General features: G+C 70.2%; 23 protein-coding genes. 13 read left to right on the forward strand and 10 right to left on the reverse strand.

Going from position 1 to position 25271, the window contains the following annotated elements; all coding sequences use genetic code 11:
* Window positions 1-56: 56 nt before the first annotated feature.
* Complete coding sequence (locus tag V5F49_RS20505; RefSeq protein WP_394115123.1) at window positions 57-425, forward strand: response regulator; 369 nt, start codon at window positions 57-59, stop codon at window positions 423-425.
* Between the two features lie 536 nt (window positions 426-961).
* Here the strand turns inward: V5F49_RS20505 and rpmG are convergent.
* The 7 genes from rpmG to V5F49_RS20540 form a co-directional block, all read right to left on the reverse strand.
* A complete protein-coding gene (rpmG, locus tag V5F49_RS20510; RefSeq protein WP_012115832.1) occupies window positions 962-1129 on the reverse strand; it encodes a 50S ribosomal protein L33 in 168 nt (55 codons plus the stop codon).
* A gap of 180 nt (window positions 1130-1309) precedes the next feature.
* On the reverse strand, window positions 1310-2485 hold the full coding sequence (locus tag V5F49_RS20515) for an MFS transporter (protein ID WP_394115124.1): 1176 nt from the start codon (window positions 2483-2485) through the stop codon (window positions 1310-1312).
* Window positions 2486-2495: 10 nt separating this feature from the next.
* Window positions 2496-3230, reverse strand: a complete 735-nt coding sequence (locus V5F49_RS20520; RefSeq protein ID WP_394115125.1) for an NUDIX hydrolase — start codon at window positions 3228-3230, stop codon at window positions 2496-2498.
* Window positions 3231-3251: 21 nt separating this feature from the next.
* Window positions 3252-3755, reverse strand: coding sequence for a DUF983 domain-containing protein (locus V5F49_RS20525; protein ID WP_509210719.1), 504 nt, complete (start codon window positions 3753-3755; stop codon window positions 3252-3254).
* Window positions 3756-3828: 73 nt separating this feature from the next.
* Window positions 3829-6165 carry a ribonuclease R gene (rnr, locus tag V5F49_RS20530; protein ID WP_394115387.1) on the reverse strand — a complete coding sequence of 779 codons (2337 nt, stop codon included), beginning with the start codon at window positions 6163-6165 and terminating at the stop codon, window positions 3829-3831.
* 509 nt (window positions 6166-6674) lie between these two features.
* Window positions 6675-7103 (reverse strand): SH3 domain-containing protein, encoded by a 429-nt coding sequence (locus V5F49_RS20535; protein WP_394115127.1) that lies wholly within the window; start codon window positions 7101-7103, stop codon window positions 6675-6677.
* Between the two features lie 712 nt (window positions 7104-7815).
* The gene (locus V5F49_RS20540) at window positions 7816-9636 is read right to left on the reverse strand and encodes an extracellular solute-binding protein (RefSeq protein ID WP_394115128.1); all 1821 of its coding nucleotides are present in this window, start codon (window positions 9634-9636) and stop codon (window positions 7816-7818) included.
* A gap of 422 nt (window positions 9637-10058) precedes the next feature.
* Between V5F49_RS20540 and V5F49_RS20545 the strand changes: the two genes are divergently transcribed.
* Window positions 10059-10874 (forward strand): invasion associated locus B family protein, encoded by an 816-nt coding sequence (locus tag V5F49_RS20545; protein ID WP_394115129.1) that lies wholly within the window; start codon window positions 10059-10061, stop codon window positions 10872-10874.
* Between the two features lie 196 nt (window positions 10875-11070).
* On the opposite strand, the gene hspQ is transcribed toward V5F49_RS20545, so the two are convergent.
* Both hspQ and V5F49_RS20555 read right to left on the reverse strand, forming a co-directional pair.
* Entirely contained in the window at window positions 11071-11394 is a 324-nt protein-coding gene (hspQ, locus tag V5F49_RS20550) for a heat shock protein HspQ (RefSeq protein WP_394115130.1), read from the reverse strand.
* A 165-nt stretch (window positions 11395-11559) separates the two neighbouring features.
* A complete protein-coding gene (locus tag V5F49_RS20555; RefSeq protein WP_394115131.1) occupies window positions 11560-12600 on the reverse strand; it encodes an HpcH/HpaI aldolase/citrate lyase family protein in 1041 nt (346 codons plus the stop codon).
* 83 nt (window positions 12601-12683) lie between these two features.
* Between V5F49_RS20555 and V5F49_RS20560 the strand changes: the two genes are divergently transcribed.
* Both V5F49_RS20560 and V5F49_RS20565 read left to right on the forward strand, forming a co-directional pair.
* Entirely contained in the window at window positions 12684-13541 is an 858-nt protein-coding gene (locus V5F49_RS20560; protein ID WP_394115132.1) for a gamma-glutamylcyclotransferase family protein, read from the forward strand.
* 322 nt (window positions 13542-13863) lie between these two features.
* Complete coding sequence (locus V5F49_RS20565) at window positions 13864-14820, forward strand: AEC family transporter (RefSeq protein WP_394115133.1); 957 nt, start codon at window positions 13864-13866, stop codon at window positions 14818-14820.
* A 4-nt stretch (window positions 14821-14824) separates the two neighbouring features.
* Here the strand turns inward: V5F49_RS20565 and V5F49_RS20570 are convergent, their stop codons facing one another.
* Complete coding sequence (locus V5F49_RS20570) at window positions 14825-16003, reverse strand: UbiH/UbiF family hydroxylase (RefSeq protein ID WP_394115134.1); 1179 nt, start codon at window positions 16001-16003, stop codon at window positions 14825-14827.
* Between the two features lie 200 nt (window positions 16004-16203).
* On the opposite strand from V5F49_RS20570, the gene V5F49_RS20575 reads away from it, so the two are divergent.
* The 9 genes from V5F49_RS20575 (at window position 16204) to V5F49_RS20615 (ending at window position 25167) form a co-directional block, all read left to right on the forward strand.
* Window positions 16204-16965, forward strand: a complete 762-nt coding sequence (locus tag V5F49_RS20575) for a TerC family protein (protein WP_394115135.1) — start codon at window positions 16204-16206, stop codon at window positions 16963-16965.
* 134 nt (window positions 16966-17099) lie between these two features.
* Window positions 17100-18074, forward strand: a complete 975-nt coding sequence (locus V5F49_RS20580; protein ID WP_394115136.1) for a quinone oxidoreductase family protein — start codon at window positions 17100-17102, stop codon at window positions 18072-18074.
* A 153-nt stretch (window positions 18075-18227) separates the two neighbouring features.
* Window positions 18228-20438 carry a RelA/SpoT family protein gene (locus V5F49_RS20585; protein WP_394115137.1) on the forward strand — a complete coding sequence of 737 codons (2211 nt, stop codon included), beginning with the start codon at window positions 18228-18230 and terminating at the stop codon, window positions 20436-20438.
* A 24-nt stretch (window positions 20439-20462) separates the two neighbouring features.
* Window positions 20463-21230, forward strand: coding sequence for a pyridoxine 5'-phosphate synthase (locus V5F49_RS20590; RefSeq protein WP_394115138.1), 768 nt, complete (start codon window positions 20463-20465; stop codon window positions 21228-21230).
* The gene (gene acpS, locus V5F49_RS20595; RefSeq protein WP_394115139.1) at window positions 21227-21634 is read left to right on the forward strand and encodes a holo-ACP synthase; all 408 of its coding nucleotides are present in this window, start codon (window positions 21227-21229) and stop codon (window positions 21632-21634) included. The genes V5F49_RS20590 and acpS overlap by 4 nt, the downstream gene beginning before the upstream one ends.
* Window positions 21635-21789: 155 nt before the next feature.
* A complete protein-coding gene (gene lepB, locus V5F49_RS20600; RefSeq protein WP_394115140.1) occupies window positions 21790-22542 on the forward strand; it encodes a signal peptidase I in 753 nt (250 codons plus the stop codon).
* A gap of 5 nt (window positions 22543-22547) precedes the next feature.
* Window positions 22548-23249: a ribonuclease III gene (rnc, locus tag V5F49_RS20605; RefSeq protein WP_394115141.1), complete on the forward strand. Its 702-nt coding sequence runs from the start codon at window positions 22548-22550 to the stop codon at window positions 23247-23249.
* Between the two features lie 140 nt (window positions 23250-23389).
* The gene (gene era, locus V5F49_RS20610; protein WP_394115388.1) at window positions 23390-24439 is read left to right on the forward strand and encodes a GTPase Era; all 1050 of its coding nucleotides are present in this window, start codon (window positions 23390-23392) and stop codon (window positions 24437-24439) included.
* A gap of 152 nt (window positions 24440-24591) precedes the next feature.
* Window positions 24592-25167 (forward strand): flavodoxin family protein, encoded by a 576-nt coding sequence (locus tag V5F49_RS20615; protein WP_394115142.1) that lies wholly within the window; start codon window positions 24592-24594, stop codon window positions 25165-25167.
* Window positions 25168-25271: the final 104 nt, after the last annotated feature.

The raw sequence follows: 25271 nt of genomic DNA on the forward strand, positions 1-25271 counted from the left end.
CAGCACGTTCCGGCCGGGCTTAGAAGCCGGGCGGCGGCTGTTCGGGGGAATGGGCGATGGCCAAGACGGTGATGATCGTGGAGGACAACGAGCTCAACATGAAGCTCTTCCACGATCTCTTGGAGGCCCACGGCTACCGCACCGTCGAGACACGATCCGGTGTGGAGGCCGTGGAGCTCGCCCGCGCCCACCGGCCCGACCTCATCATCATGGACATCCAGCTGCCGGAGATTTCCGGCCTCGACGTCACCCGCAAGCTGAAGGCCGATCCCGAGCTGAAGGTGATCCCGGTGGTGGCGGTGACCGCCTTTGCCATGAAGGGCGACGAGGAGCGCATCCGCGCCGGCGGCTGCGAGGCGTATCTTTCCAAGCCCATCTCGGTGGCGAAGTTCCTGCAGACGGTGCGCCAGTTCGCCGGCGGGTGAGGGCCGCGGGCGAAGGTCAGCCGGCTACCGGGCGAATCGCGCGCTTTTCCTTTTCGGGCGTTGTGCTACTGTTTCCGCCTTGCACATGTGAAGCAGATTGCGCGCGGCAGAGCGGCGGCCGCGAGATGGATGCTGCGCTCCTCCGGCGCGGGTGTCCGCTGCTTCAGAACAACCCTGCGGAGTGCTCAGGTCCGCCGCATCTCCTGGGTCCGTAGGGTTTGGCCGGTGGGTGAGCGTAGCGGGAGGCCTCCCCGCATGTTCCCCACCGGCCATCCTCTCCTTCATCATCCCGACCGCGGTCCGCATCCGTCCGCCGTCTTCGCCCATGCTGTGGCGGCAACCTTGCGCGCCGCCGTCCTACGGGCAGCGGTCCTGCCACGCGGGGCGATGCTGCCGCGCGCCTGCCGGCACACGCACCGGCCGGCCAAAGGATTGCGGGCAAACAAAAAGGGCGCCCCGAAAGGCGCCCTGTCAGTCACGATGACGATCGTGAGGACCAGATGCGATCGCGCGGCGCCGCACGGCGCCGCCGCGGCTCACTTGATCTTGGTCTCGCGGAACTCGACGTGCTTGCGCACCACCGGGTCGTACTTCTTCAGCACGATCTTGTCGGTCTTGGTGCGGGAGTTCTTCTTGGTCACATAGAACACGCCCGTGTCCGCGGAGGACAGGAGCTTGATCTTGATGGTTGCAGCCTTGGCCATGTCTTGATCCCTGGGTGCCGCGTGCGGCGAGCGACCGTCCTGTTTCCAAAAACCTTGCGTTGACGGAACTGGAGGTAGCGAAAAATAGAACGGACTCGCTGCCGGTCTCCGGCGGCTCGTGGGCGCGGAAACTCTCTCAAAGCGCCCGCAATGTCAAGGGCGGCTCCCTCTCCGGGCACCTCACGGCGCGCGCCGCCCCCTCATCGTGAGGCGGACGGCGACCACGCCCGCATACAGGGCGAGCATGGTGGAGATGACGAAGGCGAAGCCATAGGGGTTGTACAGCTTCATGCCGAGCCCGGCCGCCGGCGGGCCGACGATGAGGCCCACCGAATAGAGCATCACGAAGGCCGCATTGGCGGCGGCGAGATCGGCGCCGTGGAATCGCTCGCCGAGATGGGCGAGGCCCACGGTGTAGAGCGAGCCCACCACGCCGGTGGCGAGGAAGATCATCGCCAGGAACATGGGGCTCGACACGTCCACGAACGGCAGCGTGAACGCGCCGATGGCGCCGCCTATCGCGCACACCAGCAGCAGCACGCGCCGGTCCACCTTGTCGCTGATGAGGCCGATGGGAATCTGGAAGGCGACGTTGCCCAATACCGCGGCCGTGAGGAGCAGGGCGGCGCTGGTCTCGGTCAGTCCCAGGCGCAGGCCGTACAGCGGCAGGAAGGTCATCACCGCCGTCTCGATGGCGCCGAACACCAGCGCCGCCAGCACCGCTGAGGGCGAGAGGCGCACGAAGGTGAGCACGTCGTGATGGCTGTCGTCATGGATACGCGGCGTCATTCCCCGCGCCATGAGGATGGGGATGGCGCCGGCGAGCAGCACCCCCGCCCCGGCGAGATAGGGCTCCCAGCCGGAGGCGCCGAGCACGCTGAGGATGGTCGGCCCCAGCGCCGCGCCGAGGGACAAGGCGGTGGCGTAGATGCCCATGATCAGCCCGCGCCGGTTGGGCGGGGCGAGGGCGTTGATCCAGAATTCCGAAACCGCGAACAGGATGCACAGCGCCGCGCCGAATGCGAAGCGCAGCGGAAACCACAGCGCGAACGAGGGCGCCGCCTTGAACCCCACGAGGCTCGCTGCGGCGAGCACGATGGCGCAGACGAGCAGCGTCCGCAGGCCCAGCTTGCGCACCAGCAGCGGCACGAACGGTGCCGTCGCGATGGTGGCGACGCCGGCCACCGCGGTGTTCACGCCGATCCAGAAGGCGGAGATGCCGCGCACCTCCAGTTCCAGCGCCAGCAACGGAATGGAAAGGCTGATGCCGACGCCCACCACGGTGATGGCGGAGATGGCGGCGGCAATGGAGGCCGTGCGGCTCATGTGGCCGAGGGCCTGTTCGGGTGCGTGCATCAGGAAGAGGTCAATCGAGCAGGGTGCGGACGAAGCGCCCGTGGTGCATGGCGTAGAAGGGAACCGGCAGGTGGCGGCCGAAGCCGCCCTCGATGCGGGCGGTGATCTCCTCGATGATGACCCGGGTCACCGTGGGCAGCTCCAGCTTCTCGGTCTCGTCGAACGAGAGCCAGCGCAGCTCCACCAGCTCCGAATCGTCGCCGACGAAACCGCCCACCTCGTCGCAGACCGCGGTGGCGTCGGCGGCGAAGAAGCGGGTGTCGAAGCGCTTCGGCCGGCGCGGTGGCGTGATGGCGCGGGCCACATAGGCGAGGGCGCCGAGATCTGGAAAGACGCCGCGCGTCTCGAAGGCGCTCCAGTCCTCGCAGGGCGCCTTGGGCGCGCCGAGCTCCTTGGTGCCCACCAGCAGGCCGGTTTCCTCGTACATCTCGCGGATGGCGGCCGAGGCGAGACCCCGGGCGCGGCCGAGGGTCGGGCGCTGCACCATGGCCATCAGCCGGCGCTCGCTGTCGGCGTCGAGCACGCCGTAGACCGGCATGGACTTGTCGGTGGCCTCCAGGCGCCCGCCGGGAAACACGAACATGCCGGGCATGAACTTCAGCTTCGGGCTGCGCCGCCCCATCAGCACGCGGGGCTTCTTGCCCTTGCGGTCCACCAGGATGAGGGTCGCGGCGTCGCGGGGGCGCACGTTCGGCCAGTCCTGGCGGCGCTCGGCGTTGGTGAGGCGGGTGGCAAGATCGGTCATGGGGGGTCTCGGCGACGGGGCTCAGCGGGTGGGGCGGACAGCGCGGACGAAGGGCTTCACGTCGTCGGGCGGCGCCTCCCGTTCCTCGCTCGCCGGGTCGAATCCATGCATGCGCAGCGCCCATTGCAGGTTCACCAGCATGCCCTTCAGGGGCGGAAGCAGCGCCAGCGACAGGACCAGCGTCAGCGGCAGCCAGAGCGAGAGATGCACCCACAGATCGGGACGCAGCAATTCCTCCACCAGCACCATCAGCGGCACCACGATGTGCCCCACCACGAAAATCACGGCATAGGGCGGCGCGTCGTCCGCGCGGTGGTGATAGAGCGCCTCGCCGCACGAGGTGCAGTAGGGAGATACCTTGATATAGGCGGAGTAGAGGCCCCGGCCGCCACAGGCCGGGCACAGGCAGCGCGCGCCGCGCGCCAGCGCCGTGCGCACGTCGCGCTTCGGCGCCGGTCCCTCGGGAAGGGGCCCGTCGTCCGGGGCCGGATCGCCGGAGGCGTCCAGCTTGGTGGTCACCGTCATGGTCACAGGCGTCGTCACCCCTGAGCGCGCGCGACTGTCCGCGCGCGTCGTCTTGCCCCGTGGCGCGGACCCGTCACGGCCGCTGCCGTCCTCGTCCGGAAGGCCCCTTGCCAGAGGAACCTTTGCCGGGAGGCCCCTTGCGCGGCAGGCTCCGGCCGGCGCCGCCGCCACGCGGCGCGTCGTCGGGCGCGAACCGGCTCTGTCCCTTCGCCCCGCCCTTGCGGAGGGGCGCGGGACGACCGCGCAAGCCCTTTACATAAGTGCCTTCGCTCAGAAGCTCAAACCGGAGCGCTCCGGCGACCGGCGCGGCCTCCACCAGACGCACCTCCACCCGGTCGCCGATGCGATGCATCTCGCCGGTGCGCTCGCCCACCAGCGCCTGCCGCGTCTCGTCGTAGCGGTAATAGTCCTGCCCCAGCGTCGCCGCCGGGATGAAGCCGTCGGCACCGGTGATGTCGAGCGCGACGAATAGTCCCGCCTTGGTCGCCCCGGTGATGCGGCCCCTGAATTCCGCGCCGATCTGGTCGGCGAGGTGATGGGCGATCAGCCGGTCCACCGTCTCGCGCTCGGCCGCCATGGCACGCCGCTCGGTGACGGAGATGGCGGCGGCCACCTCGCCCAGCGTGGCGGGCGTCGCCTCCTCCGGCAGGCCGTCGCCGCCGAGGCCGAGGGCGCGCACCAGCCCGCGATGCACCACAAGGTCGGCATAGCGGCGGATGGGCGAGGTGAAATGGGCGTAGCGGCGCAGGTTGAGGCCGAAATGCCCGTAGTTCTCGGAGGCGTATTCCGCCTGCGACTGGCTGCGCAGGATCACCTGGTTCACCAGCGGCGCCACGTCGCTCTCGCGCACCTGCTCGAGGATGCGGTTGAGGTGGGAGGGGCGCACCGCGTCAATCTTGGGCAGGGCGATATCCAGCGTCTTCAGGAATTCGCGCAGGTTGGAGAGCTTCTCCAGCGAGGGGCCGTCGTGCACGCGGTAGATGAGCGGGGTGCGCCGCTCCTCCAGCGTCTCGGCGGCGGCCACGTTGGCGAGGATCATGAACTCCTCGATCAGGCGGTGCGCGTCGAGCCGCTCCGGCACCACCACTCGGTCAACCGTGCCGTCCTCCTTCAGCAGGATCTTGCGCTCGGGCAGGTCCAGCTCCAGCGGCTGGCGGTTGTCGCGCGCCCTCTTCACCAGCGCGTAGGCCGCATAGAGCGGGCGGATGACCGGATGGAGCAGGTCGTCCGTCACCGGATCGGCGCGGCCCTCGATGGCGTTCTGCGCCTGGGCGTAGGCGAGCTTGCCGGCCGAGCGCATGAGCACGCGGTGGAAGGAATGGTGCTTCTTGCGCCCGTCCCCGCCGATGACCATGCGCACCGCCAGGGCCGCGCGGTCCTCGTCGGGCCTCAGCGAGCACAGGTCGTTGGAGATGCGCTCCGGCAGCATGGGGACCACACGGTCCGGGAAATAGACCGAATTGCCGCGGATGAGCGCTTCCCGGTCCAGCGCCGAGCCCGGGCGCACATAGGCGCACACGTCGGCGATGGCGACCGTGACCACATAGCCGCCCTCGTTGTCCGGATCGTCGTCGGCGACGGCATGCACCGCGTCGTCATGGTCCTTGGCGTCGGGCGGGTCGATGGTGACGAGAGGCAGGTGGCGCCAGTCCTCGCGCCCGCGCACGGTGGCGCGGCGGGCGGCCTCGGCCTCCTTCAGCACGGCGTCGGGGAAGACGTTGGGAATGCCGTGGGCGTGGATGGCGATGAGGCTCACCGCCTTCTCGGACTTCATGGAGCCGAGCTTGTCCTTCACCCGCGCGGTGGGCAGGCCGAACACGCGCTGGCGCATCAGCTCCACGGTCACGAGGTCGCCGTCCTCGGCGTCGTTCTCCGCGCCCGGCGGCACCTGGAGCTCGCGCCCCAGCGATTTCTTGTCGATGGGGATGATGCGGCCGCCGCCGTGGGGGGCGGCGCGGAAGATGCCCAGCGTCTGCCGGCGCGCCTTCTCCAGCACCTTGATGACCCGGCCCACGTGCGGGACCTGATGCTCGATCGAGCCTTCCACGATCCGCAGCAGCACCCGGTCGCTCAGGCCGGGCGCGGGGCCGGCGGCGCGGCGCGGCACCTGCACCAGGATGTGCGGGGCCTCGCCCTGGGCCTCTGTGTCCCACTCCACCGGCACCGCGATGAGCTCGCCGTCGCCATCGCGCGAGACGATGTCCGCCAGCACCACGCCCGGCAGCGCGCCGGGCACGTGCAGGCGCTTGCGGCGGCGGTCCACGGTGCCGTCATCGGACAGGTCGCGCAGCAGCGCCTTCAATTCGAGCTTCTGCGCGGCGTTGAGGCCGAAGGCGCGGGCGATCTCGCGCTTGCCCACCTCGCCGCTCTGGGAGGCGATGAAGGCCAGAACCTGCTCTTTCGTCGGCATCTCGCCGGTGGCGTGGCGGGCGATGACCAGCTGCTCGGCGCGGGCATGTTCCGCCGCCGCCTGCTTGCGGCCGGCGCGGGACTTGCCGCGCGTCTTCACGACGCCGGGTCGGGCGTTCGCCTTGCTGGAACGGGCGGGGGGCTTGGTGGGACGCTTGGACAAGAGAGCTTTCCGGTTTGTTGCGACGCTACCCGGAACGGACCGCCCCGGCTAGCCGTCCCGGTGCCCGGCGGATGGCGCGCAGGCGCCGGGCACGCGCGGAACCTCCTCACCGGTTCAGGGAGCGCGGCTTGCGGCCGGTGTATCGGGTCGGGGATGCACCCATCCATCGGATGGTCGGCGTCGTCGCGATGGTCGTCCGAACGGGCGGACGCGCCATGGGAAGGGCCGCAGTGAGGAGCGCGCCCGGCCGCGAGCGCGCTGGCAGGACGAGCCCGCAGGAAGCTGCCCGCGGGAAGCGCCCGCGGGAAGCCGCCCGAATGCCGGCTTCGCCCGCGCCCGGCGGATGGCTACTGCGCCACTGCGGTCTTGTAGACGAAGCCGCGCTTGTCGCCGGACGACACCTCGCACCACGACTTGCACGAATAGAGGGTGACGCGGGTGCCTTCGTCGAGGGTGCCTATGGCGGAGGCTGAGCGGCGCGGGCCGGATCGCAGGGTCACCGCGCTGCGAATGCGGACGGTGCGGGCGTCCTTGTCGGCCTCGGCGCTGGCGGCGGCCGGGCGGGGCGTGGGCAGCGGGGCGGCGTCGCCCGCGGCCTCCGCGGCGCCCTCGGGCAGGTCCGCCTCGTCGCCATCGGCGGGCTCGAGGAAGGCGGGACGGGCGAAGTCGTCGGCGGTGGGAGCGGGCTCGGCGCTGGCGACCTTCGTGTCCGACGGTGCCGGCGCATCCTGCGCCGCGGCGCCGGTGCCGAGGATGGAGGCGACCTGGGTCGCCATTTGCGCGTGCGCTTCAGGAGGCTGCGGCGCGGCCGCGAGGGCGGGGGCGGCAGGAACGGCCGTTGCGACCGCGGGTGCCGGCGTCGATGCGGCGGCGGGCGCCGCGGCCGGGAGGCGGGTTTCGGCCGGGGCCGTCCGGGCGGGTCCGACGGCAGCGGCCGATGCCGCGGCGAGCGCTGGTGCGGATGCCGGCGGCGCCGATGCGGTCGGCACAGGTTCGATGGGCGCCATGGCACGCAGGGCGATCACGACCCCGGTTCCGAGGATCAGGGCGCATGCGCCGAACGCGAGGAGCCGCCATTGCATCAGGCCGTCGGCCCGTTTGCGGCGTGCCTCTACAGGCCGCGCGCCCGTGCCGAAGCGGGGGCGCACCGATGGCCGGGCGTGCCCGACCGCGTCATATCCGCCGTCGAGGTCGGCATCGCCCACCTGGTTGACGTCGCTGCCGCGTCGCTGGGTGCGTATCAGTCCGGCCATTGGCAATCACCTCCGCTCCACCGTCTGCGCCGCCACTGGCTGGCGCAGGCCCCGGGGGTTCGCTTTCCCTTGCCGGTCGATCTCGAAAGGGGCGATCGAGGGCGAAGTCCTCCCTTCTTCCGGCAATACCGCTTGAAAGCGCGGGCGGAGCTTCTTCGCAAAATGCGGCCGATATGTGTGCGGGAGGTAGGCTGCACCTCCACCGGCCCGTGCGCGACGCGGTGCCGCGGTCGCTCTACCGCCCGGGCACCCGCCACCACGTCTCCGGCAAGGTGCCGTAGAGGGAGGCGCGGCGCGGCCGCTCGATGCGGGTCCAGCGGGCGAGCCACTGCCCCGGCGTGTGGAACAGCGGCACCGCATAGGCGCCGGAGATCAGCGCGCGGTCGAGGGCGCGGGCGGCGGCCACGTAGTCGGCCTCGCCCCGCGCCTCCAGCAGGGCGGCGATGGCCGCGTCCACCGCGGGCGACTTCGCGCCCATGTAGTTGCGGGTGCCGGGCGTGTCGGCGGCGGCGGAGCCGAAATAGAACGCCTGCTCGTTCCCCGGCGAGAGGGACTGGCTCCAGGAGTAGGGCATCATGTCGAACTCGTAGGCGCCGCGCCGTGCATCGAACTGCACCGCGTCCACGAACCGCACCTGGGCGGCGATGCCGGCGCGCTTGAGCTGGCTCGCATAGGCGAGGGCGAGGCGCTCCTGCTCACGCGTCACCACCATGATCTCGAAGGCGAATGGCCGGCCGGTGGCGCGGCTCACCAGCGCCCCCTGCTTGAGGCTCCATCCGGCGGCCTCCAGCAGGGCGAGGGCGGAGCGCAGCTGGCTCCGGTCGCGACCGGAGCCGTCGGATTCCGGCGGCCGGTAGGTGCCGGCGAGCACGTCGTCCACCACGGAGCCGGCGAAGGGGGCCAGCAGCGCCCGCTCGCGCGTGTTGGCCGGCAGGCCCGAGCTGGAGAGCACCGAGCCCTCGAAGAAGCTCGCCGTGCGCCGGTAGAGGCCATGGTAGAAGGTGCGGTCCAGCCACTCGAAATCGAACAGCGCGATCAGCGCCTCGCGCACCCGCCGGTCGGCGAAGATGGCGCGGCGGGTGTTGAAGACGAAGGCGGAATAGGGCTTGGGCGTGCCGGTGGGGATGGTCTCCCGCACCACTTCCCCGGCGCGGGCGGCGGGAAAGTCGTAGCCGGTCTCCCAGCGGCCGGGGTCGCTCTCGAAGCGCGCATCCACCAGCCCCTTCTTGAAGGCCTCGAACTCCGTGTTCGCATCGCGGAAATAGGTGAAGCGGAGGGTGTCGAAATTGTAGAGGCCGCGATTGAAGGAGAGCGAGCGTCCCCAATAGGCGGGGTCGCGCTCCAGCGTGACCGCGGCGCCCGCATCCACGGTGCCGACGCGGTAGGGGCCGGAGCCCACCAGCGGCGTCAGCGTGGTCTCGGCGAAGCGGTCCCGGTCCACGGCCGTGTGGCAGAACACCGGCATCAGCCCCATGATGAGCGGCAGCTCCGGGTCCGGCTCGGCAAAGGTGAAGCGCACGGTGTGGGCGTCCGGCGCCTCCGCCCGCGCCACCTTCCCATAATATAGACGGTGGTTGGGCCGGCCCATCTCGCGCATCAGCTCGAACGAGAACAGCACGTCCGCGCTCGTCACCGGCGCGCCATTGGAGAAGCGCGCGGCGGGATCGAGCGAGAATTCCACGAAGCTGCGGGCCGCATCGGTGCTCACCGTGCGGGCGAGCAGGGGATAGAGCGTGAACGGCTCGTCCAGCGAGCGCGCCATCAGGCTCTCCACCACGTAGTTGCGGATGAAGGCCGGTGCGGAGCCCTTCACGATGAAGGGGTTCAGGCTGTCGAAGGTGCCGAGCAGCGAGAGGTCCAGCCGGCCGCCGCGGGGAGCGGCGGGATCGGCATAGGGCAGGGCAGAGAAGTTGGGCGGCAGGGCGGGCGTGCCGCGCATGGCGATGGCAGGAGCGTGGTCGAGGACGGGCCAGCCGGCGGTTGGGGGCGGCCGTTCGGACGTGGTGGGTGGAGGGGCGATGGAAGGCGGCGAGGGGGACGCCGGCCCGGGGGGCACGGAGGGGCTTGCGGGCGGCGCCTGGGCCGAGGCGGGCGGAGCAATCGCAAGGACGAATGCGAGCGCCGCCGCGCGCCACACTGCTCCCCCCGACATGGGCGGAGCGCCGCCGGAACGGCCTGCCGGCCTCCCGGGCCCGCACCCGCTACCGCGTGCTGCGCCGTTGGGCTGCCGCCCGGACCTCGCGAATCGTCGCTCAGAGCTCACCTTGGGGCGTCTTTCCCGTGAATCGCGAATCGTCGGTCGTTTGTTGGCCTTAATCCTCGGCAAGGTAGCACACGACGCCATACGAACGGCAGCGCACCCCTCGGCCACCTTCTCGCCTCAATTGGACTGGAGAGAGCCGGTGTCTTAGAGGGGTTCGGGCGCTTTGGCCCCGGTGTGTCCGGAGCCCGGCGGTAGAGACCACAGGAAAGGCCACAATGACCAAGACCCATTCCATCGCGCGGCTCACGGCCGGGGTGGCCGCCACGCTTGTCGCCGTGGCTCTCGCCGGCCCGGCCTTCTCCCAGGCGCAGCCGGCTCCGGCGCAGCCCGCCAAGCCCGCCGCTCCCGCCGCCAAGCCCGCGACCCCGGCCGCCGGCGCCGCCAAGCCTGCCGCTCCCGCCGCTGCCGCCCCCGCCGGCGCGCCCCAGCAGGGTCAGGCCGGCGCCCCCGGCGAAGGCGATGTGAAGTTCTCCGCCTCGCCCTGGCAGAAGATCTGCCAGGAAGTGCCCGAGAAGAAGAAGCAGCTCTGCGTGCTCACCCAGGTGCTCGGCGTCGAGAACCAGGCCATCGCCAAGGTGGACATCATCGAGCTCCAGGACGAGCCGAAGAAGCGCATCAACGTCTCGGTGCCGCTCGGCATGCGTCTGCAGCCCGGCCTGCGCATCACCCTCGACAAGGACCCGGTGAACATCCCGTTCGTGCTGTGCCAGCCGATCCAGGGCGGCGGCGCCACCTGCATCGGCGACCTCGAGGTGGACGGCAGCTTCATCGCCAAGTTCCGCAAGGCCAATGCCGTGTACCTGCAGATGGTGAACGGAACCGGCCGGACCCTCAGCCTGCCCATCTCCAACGCCGACTTCGGCAAGGCCTATGACAACCCCGGCATGGACGCCAAGGTTGCCATAGAGATGGAGCGCAAGCGCGTGGAGGAGATGCGCGCCGCCCAGCAGCAGCAGGAAGAGCAGGGCAAGGCCGCGCTGCTGAAGAAGGGCCAGGAGCTCGAGCGCGCCAAGACCCAGGGCGCCCAGTGATCGCTTGAGGTCACGGGCTCCGGCCGGCGTCCCGAGACGGGGGCGCTCGGAAGGCCGGTCCCGGCAGGGTCCGGGGGCCGGACGCATCCATGGGAACCACGAAAAAAGGGCCGGCGCGAAGCCGGCCCTTTTTCATTGGCGATGCGTCTTCATTGGCGATGCGTCGGATGGCTGGCGGCAGCAGCGCCGCGTGCCGTCAGTTCACGAGGTCGGGCCGCACACGCCAGCCGCCGGCGCCGTCCTCGGACAGCGCCTCGGTGACCTTGGGGTGGCGCACCGGCTCGTCCGAATAGTCGCGCTCGAGGTTCTGCTCGGAGACATAGGCCACATACTCGCTGTCGGCATTCTCGGCGAGCAGGTGGTAGAATGGCTGATCCTTGTGGGGGCGGATCTCCTCCGGGATGGAGAGCCACCATTCCTCGGTGTTGTCGAACACCGGGTCCACGTCGAACACGACGCCGCGGAACGGGAAGTGCTTGTGGCGCACCACCTCGCCGATGCGGAACTTGGCCTGACGCATGACGGTGCTGAAATCGTCACCCGTTGCGGGGAGGGGGAGAGCCTCGACCGCCGCGGCGCGCGTCCGCGTTTTCTCCTGAGTCCCCATGTCCCGCCTCTTCACGCTCACGTCTCGAATTGACCTAGCGTCACGCCGCTGGGGCGTGACGCATTTTGGTTAATTCTCTCACAATCCGTAGACTTTGCCCATTTCCGGATCCTTGGCTGCGACAATGCGGGCAAGATCCACGATCACCTTGGCCTGCTTCCAGGTGGCGTCGTCCTGCATCTTGCCGTCGATCATCACCGCGCCGGCGCCATCCGGCATGGCCGCGAGGATCTTGAGCGCGAACGCGACCTCGCCCGGATCCGGCGAGAACACGCGCTTGGCGATGTCGATCTGGGTGGGATGCAGCGACCACGCGCCGACGCAGCCCTGCAGGAAGGCGTTGCGGAACTGGCTCTCGCAGGCGGCGAGGTCGGCGAAGTCGCCGAACGGGCCATAGAACGGCTTGATGCCGTTGGCGGCGCAGGCATCCACCATCTTGCCGACGGTGTAGTGCCACAGGTCCTGCTGGTAGCCGGCGCGGGGCTTGTCGCCGTCGGGATCGGCCAGCACCTTGTAGTCGGGGTGGCCGCCGCCGACGCGGGTGGTCTTCATGGCGCGCGAGGCTGCGAGATCGGCCGGGCCGAGGCTCATGCCGTGCATCCGCGGGGAGGCGCTGGCGATCTCCTCCACATTCTTCACGCCCTCGGCGGTCTCGAGGATGGCGTGGATCAGGATCGGCTTGGCGATGGCGTGCTTGGCCTCCAGCTGGGCGAGCAGCTGGTCGAGGTAGTGGATGTCCCACGCGCCCTCGACCTTCGGCAGCATGATCACGTCCAGCTTGTTGCCGATCTCGCTGACGATCTCGACGATGTCGTCCAGCACCCACGGGCTGTTGAGGCAGTTGATGCGGGTCCACAGGCCGGTGTCGCCGAAATCGGTGGCCTTGGCCATCTCGATGAAGCCGCGGCGGGCCGCCTCCTTGGCGTCGGAGGGAATGGCATCCTCAAGGTTGCCGAGCACCACGTCGACCTGCTTGGCGATGTCCGGAACCTTGGCGCGCATCTTCTCCAGATGCGGCGGCACGAAATGAATCATCCGCTCCAGACGCACCGGCAGCTCGCGGTAGGGCTCGGGCGCGCCGATGGCGAGCGGCTTGAAGAATTGGCGCGGCAGCTTCATTTGTCCCCCCGTGGAGCCGGCGGCGGGGGGCACCGTGCCCCACGCCCGTATGTTGGATGCAATGCAGCATAGGTAGCCCCCACGTGCAACACGACTTCAGAGGACGCCGGGCCCGCGGCCCCCTTCCCGCACAGCCCGGCATCAGCCGGCGCGCGGTCATCTCCGGCCTCGGCGCGCTTGCGGCCGGCCTCGCCACGGCCGGGCCCGCGTCGGCGCGCGATTTCTGGGGCACGCCGACAGCGGACCTGCCGGCGGATTTCCTGTTCGGCTACGGCACGCTCATCAGCGAGCCCTCGCGCACAGGCACCTCGGGCCGGCGGGTGGCGGCGGTGGCGGCGCGAATCTCGCCACGGGTCGGCTACGTGCGCGGCTTCGTGGCGCGCGCCGGCGGACGTTCCGGGGCTGGCTTCACGGCGCTGGGCCTGCGGCGAGCGCGCGCGGACGAGACGCCGTGCTCCGTCAATGGCGTCATCTTCCCGGTGCTGGACGCGGCCGAGATGGCAGCCTTCGACCGGCGCGAGGGCGGCTACCGGCGGGTCGAGGTGGACCCGGCCCTCATCGAGCCGGTGGGGTGGCAGAACCTGCCCCGCGCCGCCCGCATCTGGATCTATGTCCCGCGCGGGCGCAGCGGCGACCTCGCCGACGACCTGATGCTGCCGGACGCCGACTTCCCGTTGGTCCAGTCCTACATCGACGTGGTGCTCCAGGGCGCGCTGGCCGAGGGCGCGGCGTTCGCCCGCGAGCTGGTGGAGACCACCTTCGACTGGAGCCGGTTCTGGCTGGACGACCGGCCGACACCGCGGCGGCCGTGGTCGTCCACCGAGCAGGCCGGCGCCATCGACCGGCTGCTGGCGAGCGTGGAGCCCGCCGCCGGCCAGTTCGCCAACCGGCTCTACCCGGAGCTCTACGCCGCCCGCCACCTGCTGGCGCCGGCGCGCTGAGGGCGCGGGCGCTGTTCAACCACACGGGCGGGGGGTAAGAGGGGAGGGTGGCCGAGGGTAGCTGCGTGCGGCCGGCGGGTCCCTTCGGCGCCGTCCGTGAGGCGGTCCGGGCGGTCCGGCATGGCCGGGTCACCCGATCGAGACTGGCCATCCGCCGGCTCCGACCGTCTTCGGGGCCGTCCGCTGAACACCTCAAGCCGGCGGCCCGGCGCCACCGCCGATCGCTCCTGACCGCCCGCCCGCTGCCCCGCCCATCCCACTATCCTGCCTGCTTCCGCCCCCGCCCCTCTCCCTCTCCCGTCCCCAGCTGTCCCGGCGCCCCATGAGCGAACTCTTCGGCCTCGCCTTTCCCTTCTTCGGGTTGATCTTCCTCGGCTATTTCTGCGGCTGGCGGGTGCGCCTGCCGGAGAGCGGGCTGGCGTGGCTGTCCTTCTTCATCATCTACGTGGCGCTGCCGGCGCTGTTCTATCGGATCGTGGCGCAGACGCCGTTCCATGAGCTGGCCAACCCCCGCTTCATCCTCGCGGTGGTCGCCTCCACCGGCGTCACGGCGGGGCTGGCGCTTGGCGTCGCGCTGTGGTTCCGGCGCGGCAATGTGGGGGAGGCGGCCATCGCCACCACCGTCGGCGCCTATGCGAACGTCGGCTACATGGGCCCGGGCCTCACCCTCGCGGCGCTCGGCCAGCAGGCGGCGCCGCCGGCGGCCATCATCTTCGCCTGCGACAGCCTCCTGTTCTTCACCCTCGTGCCGCTGCTGATGGCGACGCGCGGACGCGGGGAAGGGCTGGCCCACACCTTCGCGCTGATCGCCAAGCGCGTGCTGACGCACCCGTTCAACATCGCCACCATGCTGGGCGTAGCGGCCGCCTGGCTGGAGCTGCGCGAGCCGGATGCCCTCTCGCGCATGCTCGATTTCCTGAAGAATGCGGCCGCCCCGTGCGCGCTGTTCACGCTCGGGGTGACGGTGGCGCTCAGGCCGCTGTCGCGCGTGCCGGTGGAGCTGGTGCCGCTGCTCGCCATCAAGCTGGTGGCGCATCCGGCTATCGCGTTGGTCTCGCTGTCGCTGTTGGGGCCGTTCTCGCCGGTGTGGGCGAAGACCATGCTGCTGATGGCGGCCCTGCCGCCGGCCCTCAACGCCTTCGTGCTGGCGCGGCAGTATCACGAGTATGTGGAGGAGGCCTCGACCGGCGTCCTGGTCGGCACGCTGCTCTCGGTGGTGAGCGTGACGGGGATGCTCTACCTGCTGCGCGAGCAGATCATCCCCCTCAGCCTGTTCTGAGCGCTCAGGCCGCCTTGTCGCCGACGCCGAGGCGCATCAGCGTGCGGCGCAGCGGCCCCACCCGGTCGAGCAGGTAGAGCCCGAAGCCGCGCGCGCCCTGGATCGGCACGAGATCCGACAGCAGCGAGCGGTTCAGCAGGTCCACCGCCCGCATCCGGCCGGTGATGTCCCGCGCGCGGGCGGCGGCATAGCGGGAGAGGAGCTCGGGGGCGCCCACGTCCGTCCCGGCGGCGAAGGCATCGCCCACCATCTCCACCAGCGCGCCGGCGTCGCGCAGGCCGAGGTTCAGCCCCTGCGCGCCGATGGGCGGCATGATGTGCGCCGCCTCGCTCACCAGCGCGACGCGCTCGCCGGCCACGGTCTCGGCGGTCTCGGCGGCCAGCGGAAAGGCGCCGCGCCCGCCCTCCATCTCGAACCGGCCGAGCACGGAGGAGGCCCGCGCCTCCAGCTCCCGCGCCAGCGCCGCGTCGTCGAGGCCGAGGAGGCGCACCGCCTCCCGGTCGCTGACCACGCAGACGATGGAGGAGCGGTCGCCGGGCAGAGGCACGAGGGTGAAGGGGCCGGTCTCGGTGTGGAACTCGGTGGAGGTGTCGTCGTGCGGGCGGGTGTGGCGCACGGTGGCGGTGAAGGCGACCTGCGGATAGGCCCGCGTGCGCGTGCCGATGCCGGCCGCCTTGCGGACGATGGAATTGCGCCCGTCCGCGCCCACCAGCAGGCGGGCGGCAAGCGTGCGTCCGTCATCCAGATGCACGCGCGGGGCGTCCTCCGACAGCTCGACGCGGGTGACGGCGGCGCGGTGGATGGCAAGGCCCGGATGCTCCAGCGCGGCGGCGAGGAGCCCGTTGCGCAGGGCGTCGTTCTCGATGTTGTAGCCGAACGCCTCCAGTCCGATCTCGGACGAGCGGAAGGTGACCTCCGGCGCCCGCACCAGCCGGCGGGTGGCATCGGCGATGCGCATGTCGCGCAGGGGGGCGGCCTTGCCCGCAACCTGGGACCACACGCCGAAGCTTTCGAGGATGCGCACCGAGCCGTCGAGAAGGGCGGTGGTGCGGTGGTCGGCGGCGCGCTCCGGGCCGGTGACGAGGGCGGTCGGCACGCCCCGCGCGGCAAGGCCGATGGCGGTGGCAAGCCCGGCCGGACCGGCGCCCACCACGATCACCTCGTGCATGTCGTCGTGCGTCATCGGGACCTCCCTCGCGTGGTGCCTGTTCTTCGCGCGAGACTAGAACCGCAGCCCGGCCGAGGAAAGCGGACGCGGGATGCTCCGCCCCGTGTCACGTTGTTGCGCGTGCGGCACGGCGCCACGCTTTCGCCCGCCAGACCGGCCGCAAGCCTTGCGGCATCGCCGCGTTTGCCCATTCTGCTCTCAAAGCGGAGGGGCGGATGCTGGAATGGGTTTCGTCGCCGGAGGCCTGGGCGGCCCTGGTCACGCTCACGGCCATGGAGATCGTGCTCGGCATCGACAACGTGGTGTTCATCTCGCTGGTGGTGCAGCGCCTGCCGGCGGCCCAGGCGCTGCGGGCGCGGCAGATCGGCCTTTCGGCGGCGCTGGGCCTGCGCATCGCGCTGCTGTTCGCGCTGACCTGGCTGATCGGGCTGCAGCAGACCCTGTTCTCGGCCTTCGGGCATGATTTCTCCTGGCGCGACCTCATCCTCATCGGCGGCGGCGCCTTCCTGATGGCCAAGGCGACCCACGAGATGCATGCCGCGCTCGAGGGCGACGAGGAGCCGGAGGAGGAGGGGACGCTCGGCGGCGCGGCCGGGCAGGCCTTCGCCATGATCGTGGCGCAGGTGATCGTGCTCGATCTCGTGTTCTCGGTGGATTCCATCCTCACCGCCATCGGCATGGCCGAGCACCTCGCCATCATGGTGCTGGCGGTGATCATCGCGGTGGGAATCATGTTCGCCGCCTCGGGGCCGCTGTCCGCCTTCATCGCCGCCCATCCCACCACCAAGATGCTGGCGCTCGCCTTCCTGGTGCTGATCGGCGTGACGCTGGTGGCGGATGGCTTCGGGGCGCACATCTCCAAGGGCTACATCTACGCCGCCATGGCCTTCTCGGTGACGGTGGAGGCGCTGAACGTCGCCGCCTCCGGCCGCCGCCGGCGCCGCAGCGAGGCGCGGCGGGGCGTCGGCAGGGCCTGAGGCGAACCCGCTCCGCACAGGGATTTGCCCGCTCATGATGGTATCAGGCGGTCGCCACGGTGCTTGCGGCCCCTGTTGCCACGCCTATGATCGCGCCAACGCGGCGAGGAACGAAGCAACGGAGGAAGCGGATCATGGTCCACGCGGTTCGGGTGCATCAGACGGGCGGGCCCGAAGTGCTCACCTACGAGGAGGTCGTGGTGCCGCCGCCGGGCCGGGGCGAGGTGCAGATCCGCCACACCGCCATCGGGCTGAACTTCATCGACGTCTATTTCCGGACCGGCCTCTACAAGGCCGCGAGCCTGCCGTTCGTGCCCGGCAACGAGGGCGCCGGCGTGGTGACCGCCGTGGGGCCCGACGTGAGCGGCTTCCATGAGGGCGACCGGGTCGCCTATGCCATGGCGACCGGCTCCTATGCCGAGGTGCGCAACGTGCCCGCCGCGGTGCTCGTCCACCTGCCTGCCGCCATCGACGACCGCACCGCCGCCGCCATGATGCTCAAGGGCATGACGGCGCAGTATCTCGTCAAGCGCACCCACCACATCAAGCCGGGCGACGTGATTCTGGTGCAGGCGGCCGCCGGCGGCGTCGGCCTCATCCTGTGCCAGTGGGCGAAGCATCTCGGCGCCACCGTCATCGGCACGGTCGGCTCGAAGGACAAGGCGGAGCTCGCGCTCTCCCACGGCTGCGATCACGTGATCCTCTATCGCGACGAGGATTTCGTGCATCGCGTCAAGGAGATCACCACCGGCAAGCTGTGCGACGTGGTGTATGACGGCGTCGGCCAGGCGACCTATCCCGCCTCGCTGGACTGCCTCAAGCCGCTGGGCCTGTGGGTCAGCTTCGGCAATGCCTCCGGCGCCATCAAGAACTTCGACCTGCTGCAGCTCTCGGCCAAGGGCTCCCTGTTCGCCACCCGGCCGACGCTCGGCACCTTCGTGGCGAAGCGGGAGGAGCTCGTCGCCACCGCCAACGACCTGTTCGAGGCGGTGCTGACCGGCGCCGTGCGCATCCCCATCCACCAGACCTATGCGCTGAAGGATGTGCAGAAGGCGCACCGGGATCTGGAAGGGCGCGGCACCACCGGCTCCACCCTGCTCCTGCCCTGACGGCGGGCGGGCGAAAGCCGGGGAATGCGCCGGATCATCGCCGGCTCACGCCTTGCGCATCGCGCCCATCCGCATGATATCTAGGACACATTCAAGGAAGGGGCGGGTGCTGCGCAGCTGCCCCGCCCGTGCTGCGACGGATCGTTCCGGCCCATGATGCGCCAATACGAACTCGTCGAGCGCGTTCGACGGTATAATCCCAACACCGACGAGGCGCTGCTCGACCGCGCCTATGTCTATGCCATGCGCGCGCACGGCAGCCAGCTGCGCGCGTCCGGCGATCCCTACTTCTCGCACCCGCTGGAAGTGGCGGCGATCCTCACCGACCTGAAGCTCGACGACGCCACCATCGTCGCGGCGCTGCTGCACGACACGATCGAGGACACCAGCGCCACCAAGTCGGAGATCGAACGCCTGTTCGGCCACCAGATCGCGACGCTGGTGGAGGGCCTCACCAAGATCAAGAAGCTGGATCTGGTCTCCAAGCAGGCCAAGCAGGCGGAAAACCTGCGCAAGCTGCTGCTCGCCATCGCCGACGACGTGCGGGTGCTGCTGGTGAAGCTCGCCGACCGGCTGCACAACATGCGCACCCTGAAATGGGTGCCGCCGGAAAAGCGCGATCGTGTCGCCCAGGAGACGCTGGACATCTACGCCCCGCTTGCCGCCCGCATGGGCATGCAGGACATGCGCGAGGAGCTGGAGGATCTCGCCTTCCGCCAGCTCTCCCCGGAGGCGTACGAGAGCATCACCATCCGCGTCTCCGAGCTGCGGCAGGTCAATGGCCCGCTGGTGCAGGAGATCGAGCGCGAGCTGAAGGACGAGCTGGCCCGGCGCGGCATCACCGCCGAGGTGAAGGGCCGCGAGAAGCTGCCCTATTCCATCTGGGGCAAGATGGAGCGCAAGGCCATCGGCTTCGAACAGCTCTCCGACCTCTACGGCTTCCGCATCATCGTCTCCTCCATGGAGGACTGCTACCGCGCGCTGGGCGTGATCCACATGAAGTGGGCCATCGTGCCCGGCCGCTTCAAGGACTACATCTCCACCCCCAAGCCCAACGACTACCGCTCCCTGCACACCACCATCGTCGGCCCGCGCCGCCAGCGCGTGGAGATGCAGATCCGCACCCGCGACATGGACGAGATCGCCGAATACGGCATCGCCGCCCACGCCCTCTACAAGGACGCCACCGGCGCCCCGGCGGAGATGCTCTCCCACGAGAGCCGCGCCTATGCCTGGCTGCGCAAGACCATCGAGAACCTCTCCCAGGGCCTCTCGCCCGAGGAGTTCCTGGAGCACACCAAGCTCGAGCTGTTCCACGACCAGGTCTTCTGCTTCACCCCCAAGGGCCGGCTGATCGCCTTGCCGCGCAAGGCGACCCCCATCGATTTCGCCTATGCGGTCCATACTGACGTGGGCAACACGGCGGTGGGCTGCAAGATCAACGGCACCATCGCGCCGCTGGTGTCGGAGCTGAAGAACGGCGACGAGGTGGAGATCATCACCTCCAAGGCGCAGACGCCCCCGGGCGCGTGGGAGACCATCGCCGTCACCGGCAAGGCCCGCGCCGCGGTGCGCCGGGCCACGCGGACCGCCGTGCGCGCGCAATATGCCGGCCTCGGCCGCAAGATCGCCGAGCGCGCCTTCGCCAAGGCCGGCCGCAGCTTCTCCGACGAGGCGGTGGCCAAGGCCACGCCGCGGCTCGCGCGCACCGCCGCCGAGGACGTGTTCGCCGCCGTCGGCCGGGGCGAGATCAAGACCGACGATCTGGTGCGCGCCGTCCATCCCGACTGGGTGCCCCCCCGGCCGGAGGAGCCCGGCAGCCGCGTCGCCAGCGGCGAGGGCTGGTTCGAGCTGAAGCGCGGCCACAATCTCAAGTTCAAGATCCCCGATGGCGCGCCGGGCGAGCGGCCTGACGCCATTCCCATCCGCGGCATCAACGGCGAGCTGCCGGTGCGGTTCGCGCCGGAGGGCGGAGCCGTGCCGGGGGACCGCATCGTCGGCATCCTCACCCCCGGCGAGGGCATCACCATCTATCCGATCCAGTCCCCCTCGCTGCAGAATTTCGAGGATGCGCCCGAGCGCTGGCTCGACGTGCGGTGGGATGTGGACGAGCTCTCCGAGGGCAGGTTTCCGGCCCGCATCGCCGTCACCTCCCGCAACGTGCCGGGGGCGCTGGCCCAGGTGGCGAGCGCCATCGGCGACCGCGGCGCCAACATCGACGGCCTGCAGATGCGCTCGCGCTCGGCCGACTTCCACGAGATCGTCATCGACGTGGAGGTGTTCGACCTGCGGCATCTGAACGCCATCATCGCCGACCTGAAGGCCCGCGACGTGGTCGCCCAGGTGGAGCGGGTGAACGGCTGAGCGGCCGCAACAAGGAGCATAGCCATGCTGAAGCCGGTGCGGCTCGGGGTGAACATCGATCACGTGGCCACCGTGCGCAATGCCCGCGGCGGCACGCTGCCGGACCCGGTGCGCGCCGCCCTGCTGGCGCAGGCGGCCGGGGCCGACGGCATCACCGCCCATCTGCGCGAGGACCGGCGCCACATCCGCGATGCCGACATGGCGCGGCTGAAGGCCGAGATCGGCGTGCCGCTCAATTTCGAGATGGCCGCCACCGACGAGATGGTGGAGATCGCCGCGGGCATCCGCCCCCACGCCTGCTGCCTCGTGCCCGAGCGGCGGGAGGAGCGCACCACCGAGGGCGGGCTCGATGCGGCGGGGCAGGCGGCCGAGCTTCGGCCCCGCATCGCCCGGCTGAAGGCGGCCGGTATCCGCATCTCCCTGTTCATCGCTGCCGATCCGGCGCAGATCGCAGCTGCCCGCGCGCTCGGCGCGGACATCGTGGAACTGCACACCGGTGCCTGGTGCGACGCCCTCGCTGAGGGGCACCAGGATGCCGCCGAGGCCGAGTTCCGCCGGCTGGAGGCGGGGGCGCGGGAGGCGGCCGCCGCCGGGCTGGAGGTCCACGCCGGCCACGGGCTCGACTACGCCACCGCCGAGCGCATGGCGGCCTTTCCGGAGATCGTCGAGCTGAACATCGGCCATTTCCTCATCGGCGAGGCCATCTTCGTCGGCCTGGAGGCAGCGGTGGCGCGCATGCGCGCGGCGATAGCCGACGGCCGGGCGCGGATCGCCGGCGGGGCGGCGGCATGATTCTCGGCATCGGCTCGGATTTCTCAGACGCGCGGCGGATCGCCCGCTCCATCGAGCGCTATGGCGACCGCTTCCTTGACCGGGTGTTCACGCCGGTGGAGCGGGCCAAGGCGGATCGCCGCAAGCTGAGGGCCGAGACCTACGCCAAGCGCTTCGCCGCCAAGGAGGCCTGCGCCAAGGCGCTCGGCACCGGGCTGAGCCACGGCGTGTTCTGGCGCGACATGGGGGTGGTGAACCTGCCGTCCGGCCAGCCCACCATGGTGCTCACCGGCGGCGCGGCGGCGCGGCTCGCCGCGCTGGTGCCGGACGGCTACGAGCCGCGCATCCACCTGTCCATCACCGACGAGGGCCCGCTGACGGCGGCCCATGTCATCATCTCTGCGGTACCGAAGTCCGCGCCCTGACGCTGGGGGCGCGTTGCCGCCGGCCGTCGAAGCCTCTATGAGGAGCCGGACGGGCGCTGCCCCGGCGCCAGCCGCCGGGCAATTCGGGCGCCTCTCCTCAGTTTCGGCGCAGTTTGGACTACGCTGCGCCCCACTCGGAATTTTTTGGACGGCAGATGACCGCGACCAGCGACTCCAAGAAGGACGGCGGCTTCCTCGAAACCGTCCGCGTGATCGTCCATGCGCTGCTGATCGCGCTGGTGATCCGGACGTTCCTGTTCCAGCCCTTCAACATCCCGTCGGGCTCCATGAAGGACACGCTGCTGATCGGCGACTACCTGTTCGTGTCGAAGTACAGCTACGGCTACTCGCGCTTCTCGATTCCCTTCTCGCCCAACCTGTTCTCCGGCCGCATCCTCGGCGCCGAGCCGACGCGCGGCGACGTGGTGGTGTTCAAGCTGCCGAAGGACAACGAGACCGACTACATCAAGCGCGTCATCGGCATGCCGGGAGACCGCATCCAGATGATCGGCGGCCTGCTGCACATCAACGGCACCCCGGTGAAGCGCGAGCGGCTCTCGGACGTGACCGAGGACGACGGCTCCGGCCGCAAGGTGCCGGTGAAGCGCTGGCGCGAGACCCTGCCCAACGGCGTCTCCTACGAGACGCTCGACCTCGTGGACAACGGCTTCTACGACAACACCCCCGTCTATGAGGTGCCGGCCGGGCACTACTTCATGATGGGCGACAACCGCGACAACTCCGCCGACAGCCGCGTGCTGAGCCAGGTGGGCTACGTGCCGTTCGAGAATCTCATCGGCAAGGCGCAGGTGATCTTCTTCTCCATCGACGAGGGCGCCTCGGCGTGGCAGGTTTGGTCATGGCCTTGGACGGTGCGATGGGATCGGCTGTTCACACGGGTGCATTGAACGGAGTGGGTACGGATCTCGCTCCTCTGGAAGACCGGATCGGCTATCGCTTCCGCGACCGCTCCGCGCTTGAGCTCGCCCTGTCGCACATCAGCGCCGTGAAGGGCGAGGCGCCGCGCCTGCGCTCCTACCAGCGCCTCGAATTCCTCGGCGACCACGTGCTCGGCTCGGTGGTGTCCCACATGCTGTATCTCGCCTTCCCCGAAGGCGAGGAGGGCGAGCTGTCGCGCCGGCTCGCCGAGCTGGTGCGCGAGGAGACCTGCGCCGAGGTGGCGGAGGACATGAACCTCGGCCCCTATATCCGTCTCGGTCCCGGCGAGAGCCAGTCCGGCGCGCACAAGCGCCGCGCCATCCTCGCCGACGTTGCGGAAGGTGTGGTGGCCGCCGTGTTCCTCGACGGCGGCTATGATGCCGCGCAGGATCTGGTGGAGCGCTTCTGGCGCCCGCGCCTCGAGGCGCCGCGCCGTCCGTTGCGGGATGCCAAGACGGTGCTGCAGGAGTGGGCGCAGGCCCGCGGCCTGCCGCCGCCGGTCTATCGCGAGGTGAGCCGTTCCGGCCCCGACCACGCGCCGCGCTTCGTGGTGGCCGTGGACCTGCCGGGCGTGCTGCCAGGGCAGGCGGAGGGAGCCTCCAAGCAGAGTGCCCAGAAGGCGGCAGCGGCCGCCGTGCTCGTCCGCGAGGGCGTATGGAAGAAGGACGAGGCGTGATGGCGACGGCGAAGAAGGGCCCCGGAAAGAGCGGCGGCGCGTCCGCCCCCCGTCCGCCCCGCGGCACCCCCGCCGAGGCGGCGGAGCCGGTCGTCCCCGAGCTCGATGCTGCGGGTGCGCCCGAGGCCGGTGAGGCCGAGATGGAAGACGAGGCGCTGGCCGCCGCGGCCTTCGACGACGAAGATCCTGAAGGCGCGGATTTCGGCGACGGGGATCTCGAAGACGAGGACTTCGACGACGAGGACGAGGACGAGGACGAGGCCCCGCGCGGTCCCCTCGCGCCGCTGGAGGGGCCGACCCGCTGCGGCTTCGTCGCCTTGCTGGGCGCGCCCAACGCCGGCAAGTCCACCCTGACCAACGCGCTGGTGGGCACCAAGGTGTCCATCGTCTCCCACAAGGTGCAGACCACGCGGGCCATCGTGCGCGGCATCGCCCTCGACGGCACCTCGCAGGTGGTGCTGGTGGACACGCCCGGCATCTTCGCGCCCAAGCGGCGGCTGGAGCGGGCCATGGTCACCACCGCCTGGACCCATGCCGCCGACGCCGACGTCATCGCGCTGCTGGTGGACGCCAAGCGCGGCGTGGACGAGGAAATCGAGGCGCTGCTGGGCCCGCTGAAGGACATCCGCAAGCCGCGCGCGCTGATCCTGAACAAGATCGACCTGATCCGCCGCGACACGCTGCTGGCGCTGGCCGCGCAGATCAACGAGCAACTGCCGTTCGACCGCGTGTTCATGGTGTCGGCGCTGACCGGCGACGGCGTTGCCGACGTGCGGCGCTGGTTCGCCGAGACGGTGCCGCCCGGCCCCTGGCTCTACCCGGAGGACCAGGTCTCCGACGCGCCCATGCGCATGCTGGCGGCGGAGATCACCCGCGAGAAGATGTTCCTGCGCCTGCACGATGAACTGCCGTACCGCTCGACGGTTGAAACCGAGAGCTGGAAGGAGCTGCGCAACGGCTCGGTGCGCATAGAGCAGACGATCTACGTGGAGCGCGAAAGCCAGCGCAAGATTGTCCTCGGCCGGGGCGGCAGCGCCATCAAGACCATCTCCTCGGAAGCCCGCAAGGAGATCGCCGAGATCATCGAGCAGCCGGTGCACCTCTTCCTGTTCGTGAAGGTGCGCGAGAGCTGGGCGGATGATCCGGAGCGCTACCGCGAGATGGGGCTGGAATTTCCGAAGGGCGGCTGAGCATCCCGCGACAAGCCGGCCGGAGGAGGGCGCGCCCCATCACCGTCCCGCGAGATCGCATTGCATGAATGCAATGCCGCTTTGCGAAGTCTCGCATTTTCATCTGCATCGACGCACGGCACAACAGGGCGAACCCAAACGGGAGTCGTCACATGTCCAAGCCAGTCGTCGCGATCGTGTATCATTCCGGGTACGGCCATACCAAGGTGGTGGCAGAGTCCGTGCTCGCCGGCATCAAGGAAGTGGATGCGGTGGAAGGCGTGCTCATCTCGGTGGACGAGGTGGACAGCCAGTGGGAAGTGCTGGACGGCGCCGCCGCCATCATCTTCGGCGCGCCCATCTACATGGGCTCCGTCTCTGCCGCCTTCTGGGCGTTCGCGGAGAAGTCCTCCAAGCGCTGGTTCGAGCTGAAGTGGAAGGACAAGCTGGCCGCCGGCTTCGTCAACTCCGGCAGCCAGAACGGCGACAAGCTGCAGGGCCTGCATGCGTTGTTCAACCTGTCGCAGCAGCACGGCATGGTGTGGGTGGGGCTCGGCCTGCACCCCGGCAACAACAATTCCAAGGGCTCCATCGAGGACCTGAACCGGCTCGGCGGGTTCGGCGGCGCGTTCGCCCAGTCCAACGTGGACGAGGGCCCGGACGCGGTTCCCGCCACCGACCGCCGCACCGCCGTCCATCTGGGCCGCCGCGTGGCCGAGGCCACCGTGCGCTGGACCAAGGGCGCCTGAGAGCCTGAAGTGAAAGCCTGAGAGCCGATGCGCGTGAGACCGGCGCACGCGAAAGCATCCCGGTCCACCGCAAGCGGAGCCGGCGCCTGATCGCCGTCTCCCGA

This window comes from Xanthobacter lutulentifluminis, from assembly GCF_043194675.2.
Classification (GTDB): Bacteria; Pseudomonadota; Alphaproteobacteria; order Rhizobiales; family Xanthobacteraceae; genus Xanthobacter.